General features: G+C 69.1%; 13 protein-coding genes and 1 pseudogene. 8 read left to right on the plus strand and 6 right to left on the minus strand.

The genetic code is table 11. The features are described 5' to 3' along the window. Positions 1-57 precede the first annotated feature (57 nt). The 3 genes from ABZ444_RS45755 to ABZ444_RS45765 form a co-directional block, all read right to left on the minus strand. Complete coding sequence (locus ABZ444_RS45755) at positions 58-3,609, minus strand: serine/threonine-protein kinase (RefSeq protein ID WP_358010532.1); 3,552 nt, start codon at positions 3,607-3,609, stop codon at positions 58-60. 450 nt (positions 3,610-4,059) lie between these two features. Beyond that, entirely contained in the window at positions 4,060-7,260 is a 3,201-nt protein-coding gene (locus ABZ444_RS45760) for a hypothetical protein (protein ID WP_358010533.1), read from the minus strand. 461 nt (positions 7,261-7,721) lie between these two features. Then, positions 7,722-8,363, minus strand: a complete 642-nt coding sequence (locus ABZ444_RS45765; RefSeq protein ID WP_358010534.1) for a PKD domain-containing protein — start codon at positions 8,361-8,363, stop codon at positions 7,722-7,724. A 188-nt stretch (positions 8,364-8,551) separates the two neighbouring features. Between ABZ444_RS45765 and ABZ444_RS45770 the strand changes: the two genes are divergently transcribed. Continuing rightward, positions 8,552-8,821 carry a proprotein convertase P-domain-containing protein gene (locus ABZ444_RS45770; RefSeq protein ID WP_358010535.1) on the plus strand — a complete coding sequence of 90 codons (270 nt, stop codon included), beginning with the start codon at positions 8,552-8,554 and terminating at the stop codon, positions 8,819-8,821. Continuing rightward, complete coding sequence (locus ABZ444_RS45775) at positions 8,818-8,922, plus strand: hypothetical protein (protein WP_358010537.1); 105 nt, start codon at positions 8,818-8,820, stop codon at positions 8,920-8,922. Before ABZ444_RS45770 ends, ABZ444_RS45775 begins: the two co-directional genes overlap by 4 nt. A gap of 47 nt (positions 8,923-8,969) precedes the next feature. Here the strand turns inward: ABZ444_RS45775 and ABZ444_RS45780 are convergent, their stop codons facing one another. Next, a complete protein-coding gene (locus ABZ444_RS45780; protein ID WP_358010538.1) occupies positions 8,970-10,565 on the minus strand; it encodes a hypothetical protein in 1,596 nt (531 codons plus the stop codon). Positions 10,566-10,737: 172 nt separating this feature from the next. Between ABZ444_RS45780 and ABZ444_RS45785 the strand changes: the two genes are divergently transcribed. Together ABZ444_RS45785 and ABZ444_RS45790 are read left to right on the plus strand one after the other, a co-directional pair. Further along, the gene (locus tag ABZ444_RS45785; protein WP_358010539.1) at positions 10,738-11,400 is read left to right on the plus strand and encodes a response regulator transcription factor; all 663 of its coding nucleotides are present in this window, start codon (positions 10,738-10,740) and stop codon (positions 11,398-11,400) included. Further along, complete coding sequence (locus ABZ444_RS45790; protein ID WP_358010540.1) at positions 11,397-12,503, plus strand: HAMP domain-containing sensor histidine kinase; 1,107 nt, start codon at positions 11,397-11,399, stop codon at positions 12,501-12,503. The genes ABZ444_RS45785 and ABZ444_RS45790 overlap by 4 nt, the downstream gene beginning before the upstream one ends. Positions 12,504-12,809: 306 nt before the next feature. Here ABZ444_RS45790 and ABZ444_RS45795 read toward each other — a convergent pair whose 3' ends face one another. Next, complete coding sequence (locus ABZ444_RS45795) at positions 12,810-13,163, minus strand: WYL domain-containing protein (RefSeq protein ID WP_358010541.1); 354 nt, start codon at positions 13,161-13,163, stop codon at positions 12,810-12,812. Between the two features lie 206 nt (positions 13,164-13,369). On the opposite strand from ABZ444_RS45795, the gene ABZ444_RS45800 reads away from it, so the two are divergent. The 4 genes and pseudogenes from ABZ444_RS45800 (at position 13,370) to ABZ444_RS45815 (ending at position 17,847) form a co-directional block, all read left to right on the plus strand. Next, positions 13,370-15,682, plus strand: coding sequence for a molybdopterin-dependent oxidoreductase (locus tag ABZ444_RS45800; RefSeq protein ID WP_358010542.1), 2,313 nt, complete (start codon positions 13,370-13,372; stop codon positions 15,680-15,682). Positions 15,683-15,763: 81 nt separating this feature from the next. Next, positions 15,764-16,315, plus strand: coding sequence for an EF-hand domain-containing protein (locus ABZ444_RS45805; protein WP_358010544.1), 552 nt, complete (start codon positions 15,764-15,766; stop codon positions 16,313-16,315). A gap of 133 nt (positions 16,316-16,448) precedes the next feature. Then, a pseudogene (locus ABZ444_RS45810) lies at positions 16,449-17,101 on the plus strand (lanthionine synthetase C family protein). After that, a complete protein-coding gene (locus ABZ444_RS45815; RefSeq protein WP_358010546.1) occupies positions 17,098-17,847 on the plus strand; it encodes a lantibiotic dehydratase in 750 nt (249 codons plus the stop codon). The pseudogene ABZ444_RS45810 and the gene ABZ444_RS45815 overlap by 4 nt, the downstream one beginning before the upstream one ends. Positions 17,848-18,503: 656 nt before the next feature. On the opposite strand, the gene ABZ444_RS45820 is transcribed toward ABZ444_RS45815, so the two are convergent. Then, the gene (locus ABZ444_RS45820; RefSeq protein WP_358010547.1) at positions 18,504-19,094 is read right to left on the minus strand and encodes a hypothetical protein; all 591 of its coding nucleotides are present in this window, start codon (positions 19,092-19,094) and stop codon (positions 18,504-18,506) included. Positions 19,095-19,123 lie beyond the last annotated feature (29 nt).

Raw genomic sequence — 19,123 nt, forward strand, 5'->3', positions numbered from 1 at the left:
GGCGCTCGTCACCCACTGCCGGGTCATCCAGGCGCCCAGGACGAATCCGCCGACACCTCACTGCACCTTCGTTGGACAAATCTCCCTATAAGGGATGTCCTCCAGATAATGCCTCCATTCGTCCGCGGCCAGTCGGCGACCGGCCTGCTCGCACGCCTGCCCGACCAGCCGCTCGGGGTCTGCCCCGTAGACATCGATGCTGTAGTCCTCGCCGGCCGAGCGGAACGTCTTGCCGTCCCGGGCGAACCACACCGCGGTGATGGCCGCCGCGTGCCCCTCGACCGCGGGCCCGAGAGCTGCGTGCGTCGCCACGTCCCACACCCGCACCGTCCCGTCCTTGGAGCCGGTCACCAGCAACCTGCCGTCGGGTGAGAAGGCCGCGGCGGTGACCCGGAGCGAGTGGCCGCGCAGCAGCCCGCGCGAGCGGCGTCCCGTACGCAGATCCCACAACCCCATGTCACTGGCGTCGACGTCCCATTCCTCGTCCCGCGCTTCGTTGACGGCCGCCCAGCGGCCGTCGCCGCTGACCGCGAGCACCTGGTGCGGAACGGTCGGCAGACGCGACGCCGTGGCTGAGCCCAGGTCGAGGAGCACGGTGTCGTGGGAGGTGCCGGCCAGCAGCTTCCCGGGCCCGGTGAAGCCGAGCACCGAGCCGACGTCAGGGACGGACAGGTGCATCCGAGCGGGCCTGGCAGGGTCTCGCAGGTCCCAGACCATGGCTTCATCCCCGCTCTCACCGGCCAGGTAGCGGCTGCCGGGATCGAACACCGGGTCCTGCAAGGCGGGCAGGACCCCCGGTAGTTCCTTGCCAGTGGCGACATTCCACAGGCGCGTCTGTTCACCCGACACCACCGCCAGCAGGCCGCCGTCGGGCGAGAGCGCCAGCGGCTGCCGTGCGTCCTTGTCCTTCTGGTGGATGCGCAACGGGGTGATCGCCTTTCCCGCCAGGTCCGTCACCGCGACGTCGGCGGAGTCCACCAGAAGCGGGTCGACGTCCGCGCCGACCAGCCGGTGCGCGAAGCGCTCGCCGTCGGCGCTGAAAGCGGACCAGAGCATCTGAGTCGAGGGGGCGTTGCCGAGCCGAGCGGCCCGGCCGAGCGAGACCACCCGCACCGTCCTGCCGTCGGTCAGCGTCAGCGCGTCGGCCTCCGGCCAGAATTCGGCGTCGGTCAGCTGGGCGGTGCCCAGCGAGGCCAAGCTCCAGGTGGCCAGCTGCTTGAGGTCGCTGAGCCGCCACACCCGCAGCTGGCGGGGGCTCCATGCGGCCAGGAAGCCGCCCTTGCGCGACATCCGCAGGCCGCGGGCGGCGAAGTGCAGCGACTGCCCTCTGTCCACGCCCACGCGCCAGACCCGCACGTCCTTGCCCCAGCCCCCGTCATCTGCCGGGATCGCGGCGACCACCCCGCCGTCGGAGCTGATCGCCATCGCGCCCGGCAGAGACACATCGCCGCCGCTGTCACCGGCCAGATCGATGGGCAGGCGCCCGATCACGCGGGCGTTTCCGGTGTCCATCACCTCCAGGCCGTTGTCGTGGGCGACCAGCGCGGCGCCGCCGTTCGCGCTGAGCACCGCGCTGCGGAACCGTCCGTCCACCAGCGGCCTGGACTGGCCGGACCCGGACACGAAGGACAGCCGCGCCGCCTCCTCGCCGCCGCCGCGGCGCTCCTCGATCCGGTCGCCTCGCTCGTCGAGGTCGAGCACCACACACGAGCACTCGCGCTCGTCGCTCAGCACCTTCCCGCTCACCAGGTCGACGGTCTGCCCTCCGCCGGTCACGAAGCGGGCCCGCTCACCCGCCCAGTACGCGAACTGCTCCCCCGCCGGCAACGTGGCCGACTTCAGCCCGGTCACCTCAGCGCGAGTGGCCAGATCCCACACCTTGATCCCGACCTTGCCGTCAGGCGTCGGCTCGCCGGTGAAGATCACCAGCCTGCGACCGTCCCTGGTGAGCAGCCAGCGGCTCCACGAGGGCTGATGCTCGGAGGGGGCGAAGACGTCGCGCACCGGATGGGCCTGCGCCGTCAGCAGCCCGCCCAGCGCGTCGGTCTCCGGCGACAGCCGCCAGGCCGCCACGTTCAGCAGCGTTGCCAGCCGCGGGTCGTCCCTGCGCAGGCTGCCCGCCGTCGCCACCAGCGAGCGGGCCAGCGCCTGGTCTCGCTGCCTGACCACCATCGCCTGGCGCTGCTCGGCCGTACGACGCTGCCTGTCGGCGAACACGGTGGCCGATACCGACAACGCGAGCAGCACCACCAGCGTAGAAGTCAGCAGCCTGCGCACCCGGATCCTGCGACGGACCAGCGCCCTGCCGCGCTCCAAAAAGTCGCGCTCCACCCCGGTCGGCGTCAAGTAGTCGTGCTCCCGCGACGCCCACGCCACCACGCTGTCCAGCGCTGAGCCCTGCAGCACGTCGCCGTCGCGGCGGCCGCCCGCCTCCCACAGCCGGGTGGCGTCAGCCAGGCGCCGGTGGACGGGCAGCCCGTCGCGTTCCGCGTCGAGCCACTCGCGCAGCCTCGGCCAGGCGCGCAGCAGCGCGGGATGGGCGATCCGCACCGACTCGCCCTCCACGGCCAGCAGCCCGCGCTCGGCGAACGCCGCGACGACCTCCTGTGCCTCCAGCTCCGTGCCGACTGCTCGTCGGGTGCCCTCCTCGCCCTCGTCGTCGACCCGCACCAGCCGCAGGAACATCGCGGGCGCCCGCGTCCGTGCCCCCTCCTCCAACGCCAGGTACGCCGCCTCGGCCCGCTCACCCAACGCGGGATCCACGACCGGCGCGGCCAGCCCGTGCGCTGCCCGGAAGCCCTCACTCAGCAACCCCACCGGATCCCCGCCGCCCACCAGCGCCAGCAGCAGCTCCCGCGCCGCGGGCCGGTCGGCCGGGGATTTGGCCAGGGCGGCTGCCACCAGCGTTCGCAGCGGCTCCTCCAGCACGGACAGGTCGGGCTCCAGCGACAGCACCCGGTGGATCACCGCGGCCAGGTTCTCCGCGCGAAAGGGGTCTCCGCCCGTCGCCGCGAACAGCATCACCGCACCCCAGGCGAACACATCGGCCGCCGCATCGGCCCGCTCCCCCGCGAACACCTCGGGCGCCATGTAGGTCGGAGTCCCGGATACGGACGCGGTGGAGGTGAGCGACATGTCCGCGGTCCTGGCGATCCCGAAGTCGATCACCCGCGGACCGTCCGGGCTCAGCAGCACGTTGTCGGGCTTGAGATCCCGGTGGATCACGCCCGCCTCGTGGATCGCGGTCAGCGCGGTCGCGACGGCGATCGCCAGCCTGCGCAGCCGATCTCCCTCGAAGGCGCCCCCCTCTCGGACGGCCTGCCGCAGGCTCGGCCCCTCGACGTACTCGCTGACCAGGTAGGCGGGCTCGGCCTCGGTGTCGGCGTGCAACAGCTTGGCGGTGCAGAACGAGGCCACCTGCTGCGCGGCACGGATCTCCCTGTCCACCCGATCGCCGAGCGACCCTCGCAACACCTTGACGGCGACCCTACGGCCTTCGGCGTCATAGGCCTCGTACACCACTCCCTGGCCACCCTCACCGAGCCGCCCGGCCACCCAGTACGCCCCGACCCGCTCCGGGTCACCGGGTGCTAACCCGCTTTCCGCCACGCTGTCCCCCCTGGCTCACATTTGATGGTTTAGATGCCAGGAAGGGACAGAGGGTTGCACCAGCTTCCCGTACCCGTCACCCGAGCCGGAGCACGAGGGGCACACCCAAGGAAACGGACGCGAACAAGCCACAAAGCAAGCACCGCACACGCCGGCAGAACGCTCACACGGGAAGCTTGAGCCGGACACCTCAGTTCGTGACGGATGTGTCGGCGTCAATCCCGTGAAAGTGTGGAGGCGATTGTGTGCCGCACCGTCCTCAGCAGAGCCGATGAGGCTTGTCTTCTGTCGATCATGCGACCTTCGCCCCTTGGCCCGAAGCGGAAGCGGTGCACGTATCGGCCCTGAGCATGCTGTTGAACGCCTGAGCGGCCGGTCGCCGAGAGCACAGCCGGCGCGGTCCATCGACCGCAACGACTCATGCGTCCGCTTCGGCGGATCTGGAGGCGGTCATCCAGGCCACTCAAGCCCGTAATGTTGGCCTTCTGATTGAATGATCCGCCGGGACCGGCGAAACAGAAGCGGATCTTTACGTTGCAGCTTTTCCAACTCCGAAGAGGTCAATGCGTCCGCCACCTCCAGTATCCCCGGAGGGATGTCGGGTGCGCCCACGCCGAGCTCGATCAAGGTCACCGCCAGGCGCAGACGAGACTTCGCCGGCAGATCGATTTGTGTCAGATCCCGGAGCAGGGCGACCCGTCCGATGTCATGCGCAATGATTTCCAGAACACAAGCAACTATCGTATCGACATCCGACTCTTTGCCAACTCGGAGAGTCAGGTTCTGGACCAGCATGACGGCCATATCGGTAGTCATCGACGACAGGTCGCGAGCCACAAGCTGCACAATGATCGAGGTCAGCCCGGAAGCGTCCACCTCGTTCGGTGCAGGCAGCTTGTCGAGCACTTCCTGGTAAGCGGCGGCAGGGTTCGGGTTCGCCTGCAGCAGCTTGTCGAGCAGGCCGCCAGAAAGGTCCTGCCCAACAGCGCGGCCAAGCAGGTGTTCGCGAGACGACAAGCCCGGCAGGTTCGGCGGGTCATCGAGTAGGAACCGTTGTTCGAGGCGTTTGATATCGTCGATCATCAATTTTGGGTCTGACGCCTCTGCGAAGTGCAGTCGATTGACCTCGAAGAGTGTCTCGGAACCACCGAAGACAACGCGTACATCATTCTCTTTGTGTCTTCGCACAGCAAGAATCCGTAGCGTACTGACCCATTCCTCGTTCGATGCCGCCGATTGCCACAGGTATCCGAGGCGCCGCCACTCCTCAATCGGGTCGCCATCCGTTCCGAGCAGGTCCTGGACACTGATTTCCTGAGCCAAGGCCGAGGTCAGAAGCGCGAGATTAGCACTGTAGTACGCATGGCGCCGCACCAGAGGCAACTCCCTCGGCAGATAGACAGAGAACCTCAGGTCCGTACGTCGTTCACGATTCCGAAAACACCTCGTGATCAGCCTACTATAAGTGCCGTCTATGCCGGCCATGTCACGGAGAAACCCAAGCATCGCCCGCTGAGTACTCATCAGCGCAAACGAAGTGAGCGCATAAAGTGGACCGTCCTGCGGAGTCCCCTCCCCGAACGGCCCACTGGAGGCTGCCGCCTCACTGCGCAACTGCTTGATCACCTCGTAGATCAGCAGAGCTGCCAAGTACTCACCGAACGTGGCATGCAGAAACTCATACGCAGCGAGCGGTTTGTCGTTCTGTATGCTTCTCGACTGGCGAACGAAAAAGAACCCGGCCACAACGCGCTCCGCCGCGGTGAGCGAGGCACGGAAGTCCGTGTGCGCCCCCTTGTCTTCGGCCAGCTGCCAGGCCTTGAGATCCTGGTCGATCTCCTCGCGCACAGCCCACTGCTGACTGCGGTTGATCATACTGAATGCCACGACGCCCAGGCGCCTGAGCTCATAATGCACGGCTTCCGCGAGCTGCTCACCCCCGAGGTAGGGACAGCGCTTACGGATCTCCCTCTCGGCGAAGCGGTTCAGCACTCGGTAGTAGAGCTCGGCCCGTGCCATTTGCCGAGAGTTCAGCTGCAGCTCATTGGCGTCGGCATCATACAGCGCGAGCATCAACAACAGCAGCGGCTCGGCCGCCAACTCGATCTGGGGAAGCAGGTGTTCGGTGCGCAGCGGATGCAGACTTCGACTCAGGAAGTACTCCTCGTTGACCGAATTCCAGGTTTCCAACCATGTGCCGATCTGCTCTTGGCTGAAGGGATCGAGCTGGGCGACAATCGCCCCTTTGGGCAGTCGGCATCGATGAGCAACCGCAGTCCGGGTGGTGACGACGGCCGCGACTGCTCGGCCTTGCTCCGACTCCCGTTGCTGGAACTCGGCGACCTGTTCGAGAAAATCATTCCGGTGCACTCCGGTCGACTGCACCAGCTCGTCCAGACCGTCCAGAAGAAGAACGGGCAGAATGCCGGAATCTGCCGCGGACCGGGCGAGGTCCGCCCAATCGATCTCCTCGTGGGTCAGCTCACACAACGCATGCTTGATCTGCGCCTGCAGCGTCACATCGGCAGGGACTTGTCGCAGCCTGATACGGATGGGCACGAACTGCTCAGCAGGAAGCCTCGCAGCGAGCACCTTCATGAGCAGGGACTTGCCGGCTCCAGGCTGGCCGAGCACGACGAGCGGTACCGTTACCGCTCGAGGCGAGACGAGGAAGCCCGCGAGGAAGTCGGAAAGTTCTTTACGAACCGGGACACTCTGCCACCATGCGCGGGACGATATTTCCGCTGTGACATCCGGCTCCACCACCCGGAACCCGGGATTCACGTACCCAGCAGCCAGGGTTGGCATCTGTAGCCCCTCTTGCAGATCGGTGGCCGCGTTGATGGGCCGTAACAGTGCCGACCTGTTCGCCGTCGATATGCTCAACAGCCGGCGGGCGGGAGCGAGGCCCGCGACCAGGTCGGAGAGCTTGTCCTCCAACCTCGCCATGCCCCTGTGTACAACGTCGCGCGTCGCCTGATGCTGTCCCAGGTTCGCCCAGATCTCAAACTCAGGGAAATCGGCGCTCAGCCGACGATAGAGCTCCTGATAGTGGCCACAGGCACAGTCCGGAAGCTCGCCCAGAAGGCGTAGCGACGCCTTGCCCCGCTCGGTCTCGTCCAGAGACTCCCAAATCTTCAGCCCCATCAGGAACTTCATCAAGCTGGCGGCGACAGCCCGGTAATGTCGCCGGAGGATACTCAGGTTCTCCTCATGGGAGAGATGCATCTCGGGAACCAGCACATGCGCACCAAGGATTGCATTGACCACCAGCTTCTTGCTCGCGGCAAGATTACTGATCGCCAGAACCTCTGCCCGACTCAGTTCGAGCTGTCGGGAGGTGAACGGCAGGCCGATATGATCGATCGCCTCAAAGAATGCGACAAGCACAATGATGGCGTGCGCGGCTTCCAGCCGCCGAGTGCGACTGTGTCGACCGAGCCCCGTCAGCTTGTCACGCAAGCCATTGACCAGCTCGTGACACAGCCGGACAGCCTCGATCTTGCCATCGATCAGCCCGAGCGCATCAGTAAAGCCTGAAGCGGCGGCACCCAGCAGAAGCCCTCCAAAGATCTTGTCCAACGCCTTGACCGCCGCATTGTCCTCACCCAGCACACGAAGGGCATCCGCATACGTGATCGCTCTAGCCACGACCTCATTATCACGTCCCTCCCGTCCACCCAAGCAGTAAACGCCATGATCCCTTGGGACAAATGCCCGATTCGCCCGAAATAACTACCGCTTTTCATGCATTTGCCGATAAAGGTGTGAATAGATGGCGAAAGGCCCCTTCTGTGTATGCTGTGCGGTGGTACGGACAAACAGCCCCGGGTCAGGCGACGGGCGTCCGGGCCTACGGTCGAGCGCGGGACCGGACTACAGCAAGGCGATCATGTCTCGGACCAACGTCGACTCGGCAAGCCGCTGATGGCCGGCCTGGATGCGGCGGGGATCAGCGCGCCCTGGTCGAACTGCTCGCCGATCAGCCGGTTGAAGCCGCCCAGCACCGAGCCGAGCGGGAACTCAGCACACCGAAGTGCTCCGCATCACCTGCGGGACGTGGACGAGGTCGCCGCGGCCATCCAGACCATCGTCCAGCACGATGAGACCGGTCAAGCCTGGGTGTGGTGCAGGTGGCCCAACGGCCCACGCCGGCGTCGTTCCCGACGATCGACCTCAGCCGAGTCGTTGTGGCAAGGGAATCCGCGCGCAGCTGCATGAGGCTGGTGGCGCCCTGCCGGATGGTCTGCGGGGTGAGGAACGCCTGCGTGCCGGAGGGCGGACCCGAGACGGTGAGCCTGAGGTCGCCCGTCCCGCCGGTGGCGGTGATCGACGGGGTGGTGGAGAAGCCCTGCCTGACGGTGGCCGCGGCCGGGCTGGACGGTGACCTTGACGTCGCCGGAAGGGGCGTCGCCCTCGACGGTGAGCGTCACCGTGGCGGTCGCGCTCTCGCCCGCGGAGCCGGTGGCCGTCACGATGACCAGATGGTCGCCGGGCGGGGTGGTGGCCGAGGTCTGGAAGGTGACCTTGGCGGTCCGGCCGGTCTGGACGGAGGCCGGCTGGAACGTGGCCCCGGCTCCGCCGGGCAGTCCGGACGCGCTCAGGTGCACGCTCTCGGTGGCGCCGGAGGCGGTGGTGGTGACCGCGGCCGAGACGTACGCGCCGGCGGCCACCTTCAGCGCGGACGGAGTGACGCCGACGCCGAACCGGCCGGGCTGCTGCGGCCCGAGCTGTTCCTTGACCCGGTCCGCCATGTCGTTGGTGAGCCTGCTGTAGACGCTGTGCCACTTGAAGTCGCTGCGGCTCCACGACGCCAGTCCGATGACCCCACGCCGGAGCCGCCCCCGCCGACGTCTCAGCCGCGCTGACCACGAACGCGACACCCGGCGTCGTCAGGAACGCCGGCACCGGCTCGCCGACCAAGCTGCTGAACACCTCGTTCATGAACGACGGCCGGCCACCGACCTGCGGAAGCGGCACCAACGGCACGGACGTGCCCATCCCGGACGCGGGAGCATCGGTTTCCAGCGCCGTCACGATCACCGGCTGCCCCGGCAAGGGCTCCGCCGCCAGCTCCGTGCGGGTGGACATCGTGCATCCCTACACCGGCGACCTGGCCATCGACCTGGTGGCCCCAGGAGGAGCCGTCCACAGCCTGAAGCCCGCGGGCGGCGTCGGATCGGCTGACGCGTGCACCGGACCTTCTCGGTGAACACCACTGCCGAGGATCGGAACGGGACCGGGAAGCTTCAGGTGCGCGACGTCTACACCTTCGACACGGGCCTCGTCGATTCCTGGTCGCTGACGTTCTGACCTGGACGTGACGGCCCGCCCGTGCCCGCTCTGCCCGACGTACCGGCTCAGCGGGCGAGCGGGAGATTGCCGTGACCGCGGCGTACGGCGATCGCCGCTCCCAAGGCGAAGACGGCATATCCACAGGTCACGGCCAAGCCTGCCCATGGCGGGAGCGGGTAGTAGCCCCCCAGCAGTGACGGGTCCACCTCCACATGCGCGAACGTCGGAATGCTCTGCGTGATCGCGAACCCGGCGGCCGGGGTGATCGTCAGCAGCCATGGCGCCAGACCCGCGGTCGCCAGCAGGTAAGGCACGACGACGAGCACGATCGCCAGTCCGACGGCGACGACGGCCCGCCTGACCAGCACGGCCAGGCCCAGAGCCAGCACGGCGGCGGCCGCGGTCAGCGCCGCGTAGCCGACGATCATCCGCAGTTCGGTGCCCGGGGTGATCGGCTGGATCGGGTTCTCATGGGCACGCGACAGCGCCAGCCCGGCAGGGATCACGACCCCCGAGGTCAGCAGCCCCGCCGCGAACCCGACCGCGCCGACCACCACGGCCTGGGCCGCCGGCAGCCACGCCGGATGCGAATCAGCCATCGGGCCGGTCCCGGCCGGTTCGTGAAGATGTCCGGTCGGGCCGGTCCCGGCCGGTTCGCGAAGGTGTCCGGTCGGGCCGGTCCCGGCCGGTTCGCGAAGGTGTCCGGTGGTGCGGAACGTGGCCGCCGCCACGAACATCGGGATCAGCCCCACGGCTCCCCCGATCAGCATGAGGTCGGCGCGCAGACCCCCCTCCACCGTGGCGGGCCCGATGTCGCCTCCCCCGGTCACGACGAGCTTCTCGCCGGACTCGACGACCCCGCCCGGGTGGTGCGGGGTCTTCCCGTCGGACTCCATGGAGACGCCGACGTCGTCGCGGCGCCACGAACCGTTCGCCCCCTGCAGCTTGATCTGGTCGAAGGTGGCGGTGGCGTTGGCGAAGGCCTTCGCCATGTCCCACAAGACGCCTGGCGAGGTGGCGAACAGCCCGATCTCGACCGTCTCCGGCAGACCGGTCAACCTGACCGTGCCGACCTCGGTCCACGTCCTGCCGTCGTCCGACTCCTGGCCGGTGACGGTGTCGCCCGACCTGGTCAGCCGTAGCCACTGCGGGCCGTTGTGCGGACCGCCGGCCACGTCGTGGACGTAGTTGTACTGCATCCGCACGCCGTGATCTCCGGTGAGCATGACGGCGGCGTACGGCGTGCCCTGCTTGAGGCTCGGCCTGACCAGGAGGCCGGCCTTCGCCCACGGCACCACCCCCTCCTTGACGTTGCGCACCCCGGGTACGGCGTCCGGCAGCCGGATCTGCCCGGTCATGTCCGACACGCGGGCGGTGATGCTGCCGTTCCCCTTGAGCGGCTGGTGCACGAAGAAGTACTTGTCCTTCACGGCCGTGCCGTCGGGGCCCACCAGAGGCGCGGGACAGGGGCCCTCGCCCTTCCCGGTCACGCAGGTGGTGCGGACGCCTCCGGCGATCAGCAGTCCGAGCGACACGGTCACCAGCACGGAGGCCGCCACGGCGAGCAACCAGCCCCGCGCGGAACGGAACCTGGCCCACTCCGCGCGCAGCAACTGAGAGAAGCCGTCCCGCCCGGCCGGCCGGCCGGATCGGTGAGGCATGAATGAACTCATGGCGACGGTTGTACGCGGCACCCGGTTCCAGCCGGGTCGCGGCCGCTGCGACCCGGCTGCGACCGGGGATCTGGCATCGTTGCCCCATGGTTTCTCGACCCGGCGGCCGGTTCGGCAGCCACGTCCGCCCTCCTCGCACGACGAGCGGCGGTGAGGGTCGGTGAGGGTCCTCGTCGTCGAGGACTTCGAGGTCCTCGCCCGTTCCGTCGGAACCGGGCTGCGCCGCGAGGGCATGGCCGTCGACGTCGTCCTCGACGGCACCGCCGCGCTCGATCGCCTGGCCGCCACCCGCTACGACGTGGTGATCCTCGACCGCGACCTGCCCGGCGTCCACGGCGACGAGATCTGCCGGCGACTCGCCCACGGCCGCTGCGCGACCCGCGTCCTGATGCTCACCGCCTCCGGCACGATCGAGGACCGCGTCGACGGGCTGAGCCTCGGCGCCGACGACTACCTGCCCAAGCCGTTCGCGTTCGCCGAACTGGTCGCCCGCGTCCGTGCCCTGGGCCGCCGCGCCACCCCGCCGCTCCCGCCGACCCTGGCCTGCGGGGACATCACCCTCGATCCGGCCCGCCGTACCGCGTTCCGGGCCGGGCGGCGCCTTGAGCTGAGCCCCAGGGAGTTCGCCCTGCTCGAATGCCTGCTCGCCGTACCGGGCCTGGTCGTCTCCGCCGAGGAACTGCTCGAGCGCGTCTGGGACGAGGCCGCCGACCCCTTCAGCAGCGCCGTCAAGCACACCATGCACCGGTTACGGGCCAAACTCGGCGACCCGCCCGTGATCGAGACCGTCCGTGAAGGCGGCTACCGCATCGGACCGTCATGACCTCACAGCGGCTCGCCAGGAGATCCCTGCAGACGCGGCTCGCGCTCGCCTACGCGGCGGGCTTCTACGCCGCCGGGGTGCTCGTGCTCGTCCTCGTCGCCGTCCCGCTCGCCGGCATCGACGCGGCCACGCCCGTGGGCCGGCCCTCAGCGAGCGCGATCACCGGGTCCGGGACCGGGATCAGCCTGCCCCAGCTCCTCACGGGATCCGCCGTCGCCCTGATCCTGCTGATTCCCGCCGCCCTGGCCCTCGGCTGGTTCGTCTCCGACCGGTTCCTGCGCCCGCTGCGCGCCATCACCGCCACCGCCAAGACGATCTCCACCGGAAGCCTCCACCGGCGCCTCGACCTCGGCGAACCCATGGACGAGCTGACCGAGCTCGGCCGCACCCTCGACGACCTGTTCGGACGCCTGCAAGCCTCCTTCGACAGCCAACGCCATTTCGTCGCCAACGCCTCCCACGAGCTGCGCACCCCTCTGGCCGGCCAGCGCACCCTCCTTGAAGTCGCCGTCGCCGACCCCGATGCGGACACCGGCAGCCTGCGCTCGGCCTGCCAGGAGGCCCTCGCCCTGAACGCAGACCAGGAGCGGCTCGTCCAGGCACTGCTCGCCCTGGCCACCAGCGAGCGCGGCGTCACCCGCTGGGACACCCTCGACCTCGCCCACATCGCCGCGGGAGTGCTCGCCTCCCGCCGCCGCCACGCCACGGAACGCGGCATCGACCTCGCCGAACACCTGGCGCCCGCGGTGACGGCCGGGGACCCGAGACTGATGGAGAGCCTCGTCGCCAACCTCGTCGACAACGCCATCCGCCACAACCACCCGGACGGGCACGTAAAGGTCACCACCGAGACCTCCGGCCCGCAGGTGACCCTCACGGTCACCAACAGCGGGCCGGTCATCCCCGGCGACGACCTCCAGCGCCTCTGTCAACCCTTCCAGAAACTGGCGCCCGATCGTCACGGCCGCAGCGACGGCTACGGCCTCGGCCTCGCCATCGTCAACGCCGTCACGCAAGCTCACCGCGCCACCCTCACCGCCGCCGCACGCCCCGAAGGGGGCTTGTCCGTCACCGTGCGGTTCACCCAGGCATCTCGACCTTGACCACCGTGCACGGTCACGTCACGCCCGGGGACACCAGCCCGGTCTCGCAGGCGAGCACGACGGCCTGAACCCGCGTCCCCGAGCCCGAGCTCGGCCAGGATGCGGGCCACGTGAGTCCTCACCGTCGCCGGGTTGAGGGCCAGCCGTTCGGCGAGCTCGATGTCGCCCAGCCCGGTGGCCGGCAGTCGCAGCCCCTGCTGGACAAGCCGTCCGCCCACGATCCCGAGGTGACGTTTCGGCGGCTGGGCCCCATGGGGCCGAGCCGGGGCCGGTGCCGCCGCACAGCGGGGTGAGAGGCGCCGACGGCTACGGTGCCGGATGGGAGCGGGCGACGGCCGGGTTGAGCGCAGTGACGTGCTCGGCGAGCACCGCAACCAGCGCGGGCGGATTGCGGACCGGTGAAGGGCCAGGGCATGCCGGTGAGGAGCGCGCCATCTCGGTGCGGTGCGTCCAGGCGCCGAGCGTCAACGTCTGCAGCACGTGGGTGACGGGGTCGAAACCGTCGGGCGGGGTGAACGTGCCGGGCAGTTCGGCGGCGCCGCCGATCCTGTCCACGCGGTACATGCGGATGGCGGCACGCAGATGGTCACGTCCGACCAGGTACCAGCGGCGTGCCACAGGAAGGGCCGCGTGCAACCGGAGACGCTGCGCGAGGTGCACCCGGCGGCACCCCGGCACGCACCCGGAGCAGTGCAGGCGATCACGAGCAGGAGATCGCCGAACGAGCCGGTGCGCACTGACGGGGTTGAGCAGCAGGGCAGAGGGGAAAGTCTCCGTCCTGCGAGCCGCCGACTGAGGTGGAGGCCCCTGCGACGCAAGCAACCGCTGGTCGAAAGCAGGGGGAACTTCAGGGATGGGGTTGATGCATGGTGGAACGACGCATGTCGGTTGCGACGCACTGGGGCAGCTTCATCGCGGTGGTCGATTCCGGGCGATTAGTACGAATTGAGCCGAGGGGCGAAGACCCCGTGCCGTCGCCCATCGGCCCCGGGATGGTGACAGCTGCCGACGACGGCGCCCGCGTGCTGCGCCCCGCGGTGCGCAAGGGCTGGCTCAACGGCGAGCCGCGCATCCACGACACGGCCAGAGGCGCGGACGCCTTCGTGGAGGTGAGCTGGGACGACGCGATCACGCTGGTGAGCGATGAACTCCGTCGAGTGCGTTCACAGCACGGAGACAGCGCGGTGTTCGGCGGGTCCTACGGCTGGGCGAGTGCGGGCGTGTTCCACAACGCGCAGAGTCAGCTCCACCGGTTCCTGGCGCTGGGCGGGGGGTTCACCGACTCTCGCAACACCTACAGCACTGCGGCGTTGGAGGTCATCCTTCCCCATGTGATCGGCGGGCATCCATGGAGCTACCAGTCGCGGATGCCGATGTGGGACGAGATCGCCGGCAACTGTGAGCTCGTGGTGGCGTTCGGAGGGCTGGCCCTCAAGAACAGCCAGATCAACCCTGGCGGTCTGGCCAGGCACCAGACGCAGGACATGCAGCGGCAGTGCCGTGCTGCCGGGGTGCGGTTCGTGAACGTCAGCCCCATCCGCAGCGACGTCGCCGGCTTCCTCGACGCCGAGTGGCTGCCCGTCATCCCCAACACCGACACCGCCGCGATGCTCGGCATCGCCCACACGATGCTGGTCAACGGGTGGCACGATGAGGACTTCCTCCGCCGGTGCTGCGTCGGGTTCGACCGCTTCGCCGCGTACCTGACCGGCGAGCTCGACGGCGTCCCCAAGGATGCCGCCTGGGCGGCGAGGATCACGGGTGTCAGTCGCGAGACGATCATCGACCTCGCTCGCCGCCTCACCGCGCGACGTTCTCTCATCATGGTCAACTACGCGGTGCAGCGGGCGGACCACGGCGAACAGCCGATCTGGATGTCTGTCGTGCTGGCCGCCATGGCCGGATCGATGGGTCGGCCCGGCTGTGGCTGGGGAGCAGGTTACGCGACGATGGACGCGACAGGCGTTGCCAGAGGCCGCCCCAGCGTGGCTGGGATACCCGGGGTCTCCAACCCCGTCCCGGACTTCATCCCTGTCGCAAGGATCGCCGACACCCTGCTGCATCCGGGCAAGACCATCGGCTACGACGGCCGGCGCCTCACGCTGCCGGAGCTTCGCCTGATCTACTGGTGCGGCGGGAACCCGTTCCACCATCACCAGGATCTCCACCGGCTGGCCCGAGCCTGGCAGGCCCCTGACACGGTGGTGGTTCACGAAGGCTGGTGGAACACCACGGCCAAGTTCGCGGACATCGTCCTCCCTGTCGCCACCAGCTTGGAGCGCGACGACTTCGCCGCCGGATTCTGCGATCCTCACCTCGTCGCGATGCCCAAGGTCCGCGAGCCGGCGGGAGAGTCACGCACCGACCATCACATCTTCACCGCCTTGGCCTCCCGGCTCGGATACGAGCAGGAGTTCACGCAGTCGCGCTCCGAGATCGAATGGGTCCGACACCTGTACGAGCAGACGAGGGCCGGACTCGGCGACGATGCCGCCTTGCCGAGCTTCGAGGACTTCTGGCACAGCTCCACCGCTGAGCTGCCGGCGTTGACCGGACCGTTTCCCGGCAGCTTCGCGGCGCTCCGCTCAGATCCGCGGCGTTTCCCCCTGCCGACGCCGTCGGGCCGGATCGAGATCTTCTCCGAGGAGATCGACTCATTCGGCTACGACGACTGTGCCGGGCATCCGATGTGGTTCGAACCAGTGGAGTGGCTCGGCGCCGAGCTGTCGGGCCGATTCCCGCTGCACCTGATCTCGAATCAGCCCGCCTCGCGCCTGCACAGCCAGTACGACAACGGTGGCCACAGCCTCAATTCGAAGATCCGTGGCCGTGAGCCCGTGACGATCAATCCGTCGGATGCCGCGCCGCGCGGCATCGAGAACGGCATGATCGTACGGGTCCACAACGACCGAGGTAGCTGTCTGGCGGGCGCGGTCCTGTCGGAGGACGTCATGCCGGGCGTCGTACAACTGTCCACCGGAGCGTGGTGGGATCCGGTCCAGCCAGGCCTGAGCGGAACGTTGGACCGCCACGGCAATCCCAACGTCCTCACGGCGGATCGGCCGTGCTCGCACCTGTCCCAAGGACCGAGTGCTCTCAGCACGCTGGTCGACGTCGAGCTCTACGACGGCCCTCATCCCGATGTGCTCGCCTTCACCCCACCACACCTTGAGCACTGACACGAAAGCCCGCTGCCTCTTCGAGCCGGGCCGGCTCCGGCCGCTTGCTTTGCCGTAATCGATCGAATACTTTGCGTAATCGTGACTGCACTGCGAAACCTCAAGTACGGCCGGTGGTTCAGCGGCGCCGATGTCGACGGCGACGGGTTCATCACCCAGCGGGACGTCCGGATGATGAGCGAGCGTTACATCGCCGCCCGCGGCGCCGCGCCGGACTCCGAGACCGCCCGCCTGCTCACCCAGAGCATGGACACGTTCTGGGCGAACGTGATCGCCCCGATGGATCACGACGGTGACGGAAAGGTCGATCTGCGGGAGATGACCGAAGGGTTCAGGCGGACCCTGACCGACCCCGCCCTGTACCCGCAACAGATCGAGCCGGTGACGAACTACTTCTTCGACCTCGCCGACCTCAACGGGGACGGCAAGATCGACGAGGCGGAGTTCCAGCAGATGTTCGACTCGGTCGGCGGCGTTCCCGGCGAGGACTGCGCCGCGGTCTTCGCCGCTCTGGACCAGGACGGCTCTGGTGTGCTGGACCGCACCGAATTCCATCGGGCGGTCACGGAGTTCTTCTACGGCAACGACCCGGACGCCCCCGCCAACCACCTGTTCGGCAGGGTCACCGGCTGACGACCCATGCCGCGGCCCTGGACCCGCGACGCCCACACCACTGCTGGTGTGGGCGTCGCGGTGTGAGGACCTCGCCCGAGAGCAGGAGCCGCCCGCCTGGATGACGCCCGCCCACCTGATGGGCGACGAGACGATGTCGCGGCTGCACCCGCACGGCGCTCTGGACTGCGGTCTCGCGCACGGCATCCCAGGGCCACTCGCCCTGCTGTCGCTCGCCCTGCGCGCGGGCATCGAGGTGCCGGGCCAGGCGGACGCCGTCAGGCGGATCGCCGACTGGCTGGTCGCCCACCGTGCCGGGGACGACTGGCCCGCGTTCGTACCGCTGACCGGCGAGGGACGGCCCGGCCGGTCGGCCCCGTCACGGAGCGCGTGGTGCTACGGGCCCCCGGGGTCACCCGCGCCTTGTGGCCGGCGGCCCAGGCGCTCGACGACGGCCTCCTGGGCGAGCCGGCGCTGGAGGCGATGGACGCCGTCCTGCGCCGCCCGGCCGAGCGGCGCGCCATCCCGTCGCCGACGTTCTGCCACGGGGTTAGCGGCCTGCTGCACGTCGCGCTCCGCTTCGCCTCCGACACCGGCCTGTTCCGCCAGGAGGCGGCCGAGCTCGTGGACGAACTGCTGGCCTCCTACCAGCCGGAACGGCCGCTCGCGTACGCCTCGCTGGAGCCGGAGGGCAACTCCGTGGACCGCGCCGGGGTCCTGGACGGCGCGGCGGGCGTCGTCCTGGTGCTGCCGGCCGCGGCGACGGACGTCGAACCGACCTGGGATCGGCTCTTCCTCCTGTCATGACCCGCGCGAACCGGAGCCTGTACACGCCGATGGACTGGGCGCTGGTGCGCGCCCCGCTCCTGCCGGTGGACGCCGCCGCGCGAGCGGGCGAGCCGGCGGACCCGGGCCGCCTGCTGCCCGGCGCCGCGGCGGTGGTGGCGGCCATCCAGGTGGCGAGCGGCGATCTGGCCGCCGCTCTGGCGCGAACGCCGCCCGGCCATCCCAAGGCTCGGCGGATCGGCCGCAAACTGCTGCGCCACCTCATCCGCATGAGCACGCGGCCGACCCCGTTCGGCCTCTTCGCGGGCGTCGGCCTGGCCGACCGGGGACACTGCACCGACCTGGCCCTGGCCAAGCGGGAGCCGCGTACCCGCACCCGCCCGGACCTGGGCTGGCTCACGGACCTGGTCGCGCGCCTCGAAGCCGATCCCGAGGTCCGCGCCCGGCTGCGGCTGGTGGCCGACCCCTCCGTGCTGCTCCGCGCCGGACGGGCGTTCCCGGCGGGCGGCACGGCCTCCGTACGGGCCACTTCGGCGGTACGGCGGGCGCTCGCCCTCGCCCGCGCGCCGGTCTCGCGTGCGGCGCTCGTCGAAGCGCTGATCACGCTGCCCGGCGCCACGCCGGAGAAGGCGGACGGGCTGGTCGAGGACCTGCTCCTTCAAGGGTTCCTGTACCACGACCTGCATCCGCCGCTCACCCGCGACCCCTTCGGCCACGTGCGGGAACGGCTCGCCGGCCATCGAGCAGCGCACGCGCTTCTACCGTGACGGCGTCTCCCCTCACCGGACGGCGGCCGGGACCACCGCAGGCGCTCCCCCGAGCTGCGCCAGCTCCTGAGCGATCCGGGTTCGCTGGGCACGACGCCGCACGACCGGGCCCTGACGTCCCTGCTGACCGTCCGCCGCCGGAACCTGCCGGCCGCCCCTCTCCCGGGGGGTGCCGCGGCCATGTGCACCTGCACTGCAACCGCTTGCTCGGCACCGGCCACGAGCTCGAACACCGCGTTCTGGAGCTCCTTCGCCGCACTCGTGAAGGTCTCGCCCACCGGTGACCGCGGGCGCTCAGGCGTCGGTCACCACGACGTCCTCGCTGCCCGCCGGGAACGTGTGCTGCGCCGGGCGTCGAGATCGACACCGAGTGGGCCGAGCTCGGCGCCATGTGAGCGACTTCGTGCCGCTGCGCAAGAACGTTCGTTCTCAACCGCTGTGGGTTGGTGGCGCGGTGTCCGAGCCGGGGTCGGAGCTCAACAGGCCCGCCATGCCGCTTGTGGTGCTGGCGATCACCGGCTCGCCTGGGTCGGCGGGCGTCGTCGCCGGAGCTCGTACCGTCGCCTCTGCCCGGAAAGCCGGGAAACCGCCGCTCTGGCGAGAGCCCCCGGCCCTCTCGCAGTTCAAGGGGGCCGGGGGCCCGCGGCGGTGCTCGTTCAGGCGGAGGGGGTCGGCCTTACGTAGCTGACCTCGACGTTCAGGTAGGTTCCGACGCCGTAGTCATGGCCGCGGATGGCCAGGAGGTTGCAGCGCTCCAGATGTCTGGCGGGGATGACGACGTTGATGGCGCCCGCGGCACAGCGACCGCTCCTGACGCTCTGGACGAGGCGGCCGTTGAAGTAGACCCGCGCGTCGTTGTCGATCGTTCCCTGGATGCGGACCAGTCGGGCGTCGCGCGGGATGTGCACCCAGTGGCGTACCAGGATGTCGGTGTTCACCGCCCAGGACGTCTTGACGTTGGTGGAATTGTTCCAGGCGCAGATGCCGTTGGTGGTGCCGAAGCCTTCTTGTCCGCTCGACCAGTCACTGTCGTCGAAGTTCGGGTCGTAGAAACGTGGGGCGTTGGCCGCAGGCGGCACCTGGAGGTATTTCCAGTCGGTGCTGTTGTAGCCGAGTACGGTGACGACGTTTTGCCGCATTCCGGCCCGAGAGGCCGACGCCGATGCCGGAGCCGGCAGGGCCACGGTGGCCAGCAGCGAGCCGGCCGCGAGGCCGACGGGAAGGAAACGCAGCAGTTTCTTGAACATGGCGATCTTCCTCCGTCGATTGTGCTAAA

It is taken from the genome of Nonomuraea sp. NPDC005730 (assembly GCF_040630865.1).
Taxonomy (GTDB): Bacteria; Actinomycetota; Actinomycetes; order Streptosporangiales; family Streptosporangiaceae; genus Nonomuraea.

What these genes read in the sequence shown, in the direction of transcription:
- ABZ444_RS45765 (WP_358010534.1), bottom strand. Translation starts at nt 8,363, where the DNA reads ATGGCGGACCGGGTCAAGGAACAGCTCGGGCCGCAGCAGCCCGGCCGG.
- ABZ444_RS45770 (WP_358010535.1), top strand. Translation starts at nt 8,552, where the DNA reads ATGAACGACGGCCGGCCACCGACCTGCGGAAGCGGCACCAACGGCACG.
- ABZ444_RS45780 (WP_358010538.1), bottom strand. Translation starts at nt 10,565, where the DNA reads ATGCCTCACCGATCCGGCCGGCCGGCCGGGCGGGACGGCTTCTCTCAG.
- ABZ444_RS45790 (WP_358010540.1), top strand. Translation starts at nt 11,397, where the DNA reads ATGACCTCACAGCGGCTCGCCAGGAGATCCCTGCAGACGCGGCTCGCG.
- ABZ444_RS45800 (WP_358010542.1), top strand. Translation starts at nt 13,370, where the DNA reads ATGGTGGAACGACGCATGTCGGTTGCGACGCACTGGGGCAGCTTCATC.
- ABZ444_RS45815 (WP_358010546.1), top strand. Translation starts at nt 17,098, where the DNA reads ATGACCCGCGCGAACCGGAGCCTGTACACGCCGATGGACTGGGCGCTG.
- ABZ444_RS45820 (WP_358010547.1), bottom strand. Translation starts at nt 19,094, where the DNA reads ATGTTCAAGAAACTGCTGCGTTTCCTTCCCGTCGGCCTCGCGGCCGGC.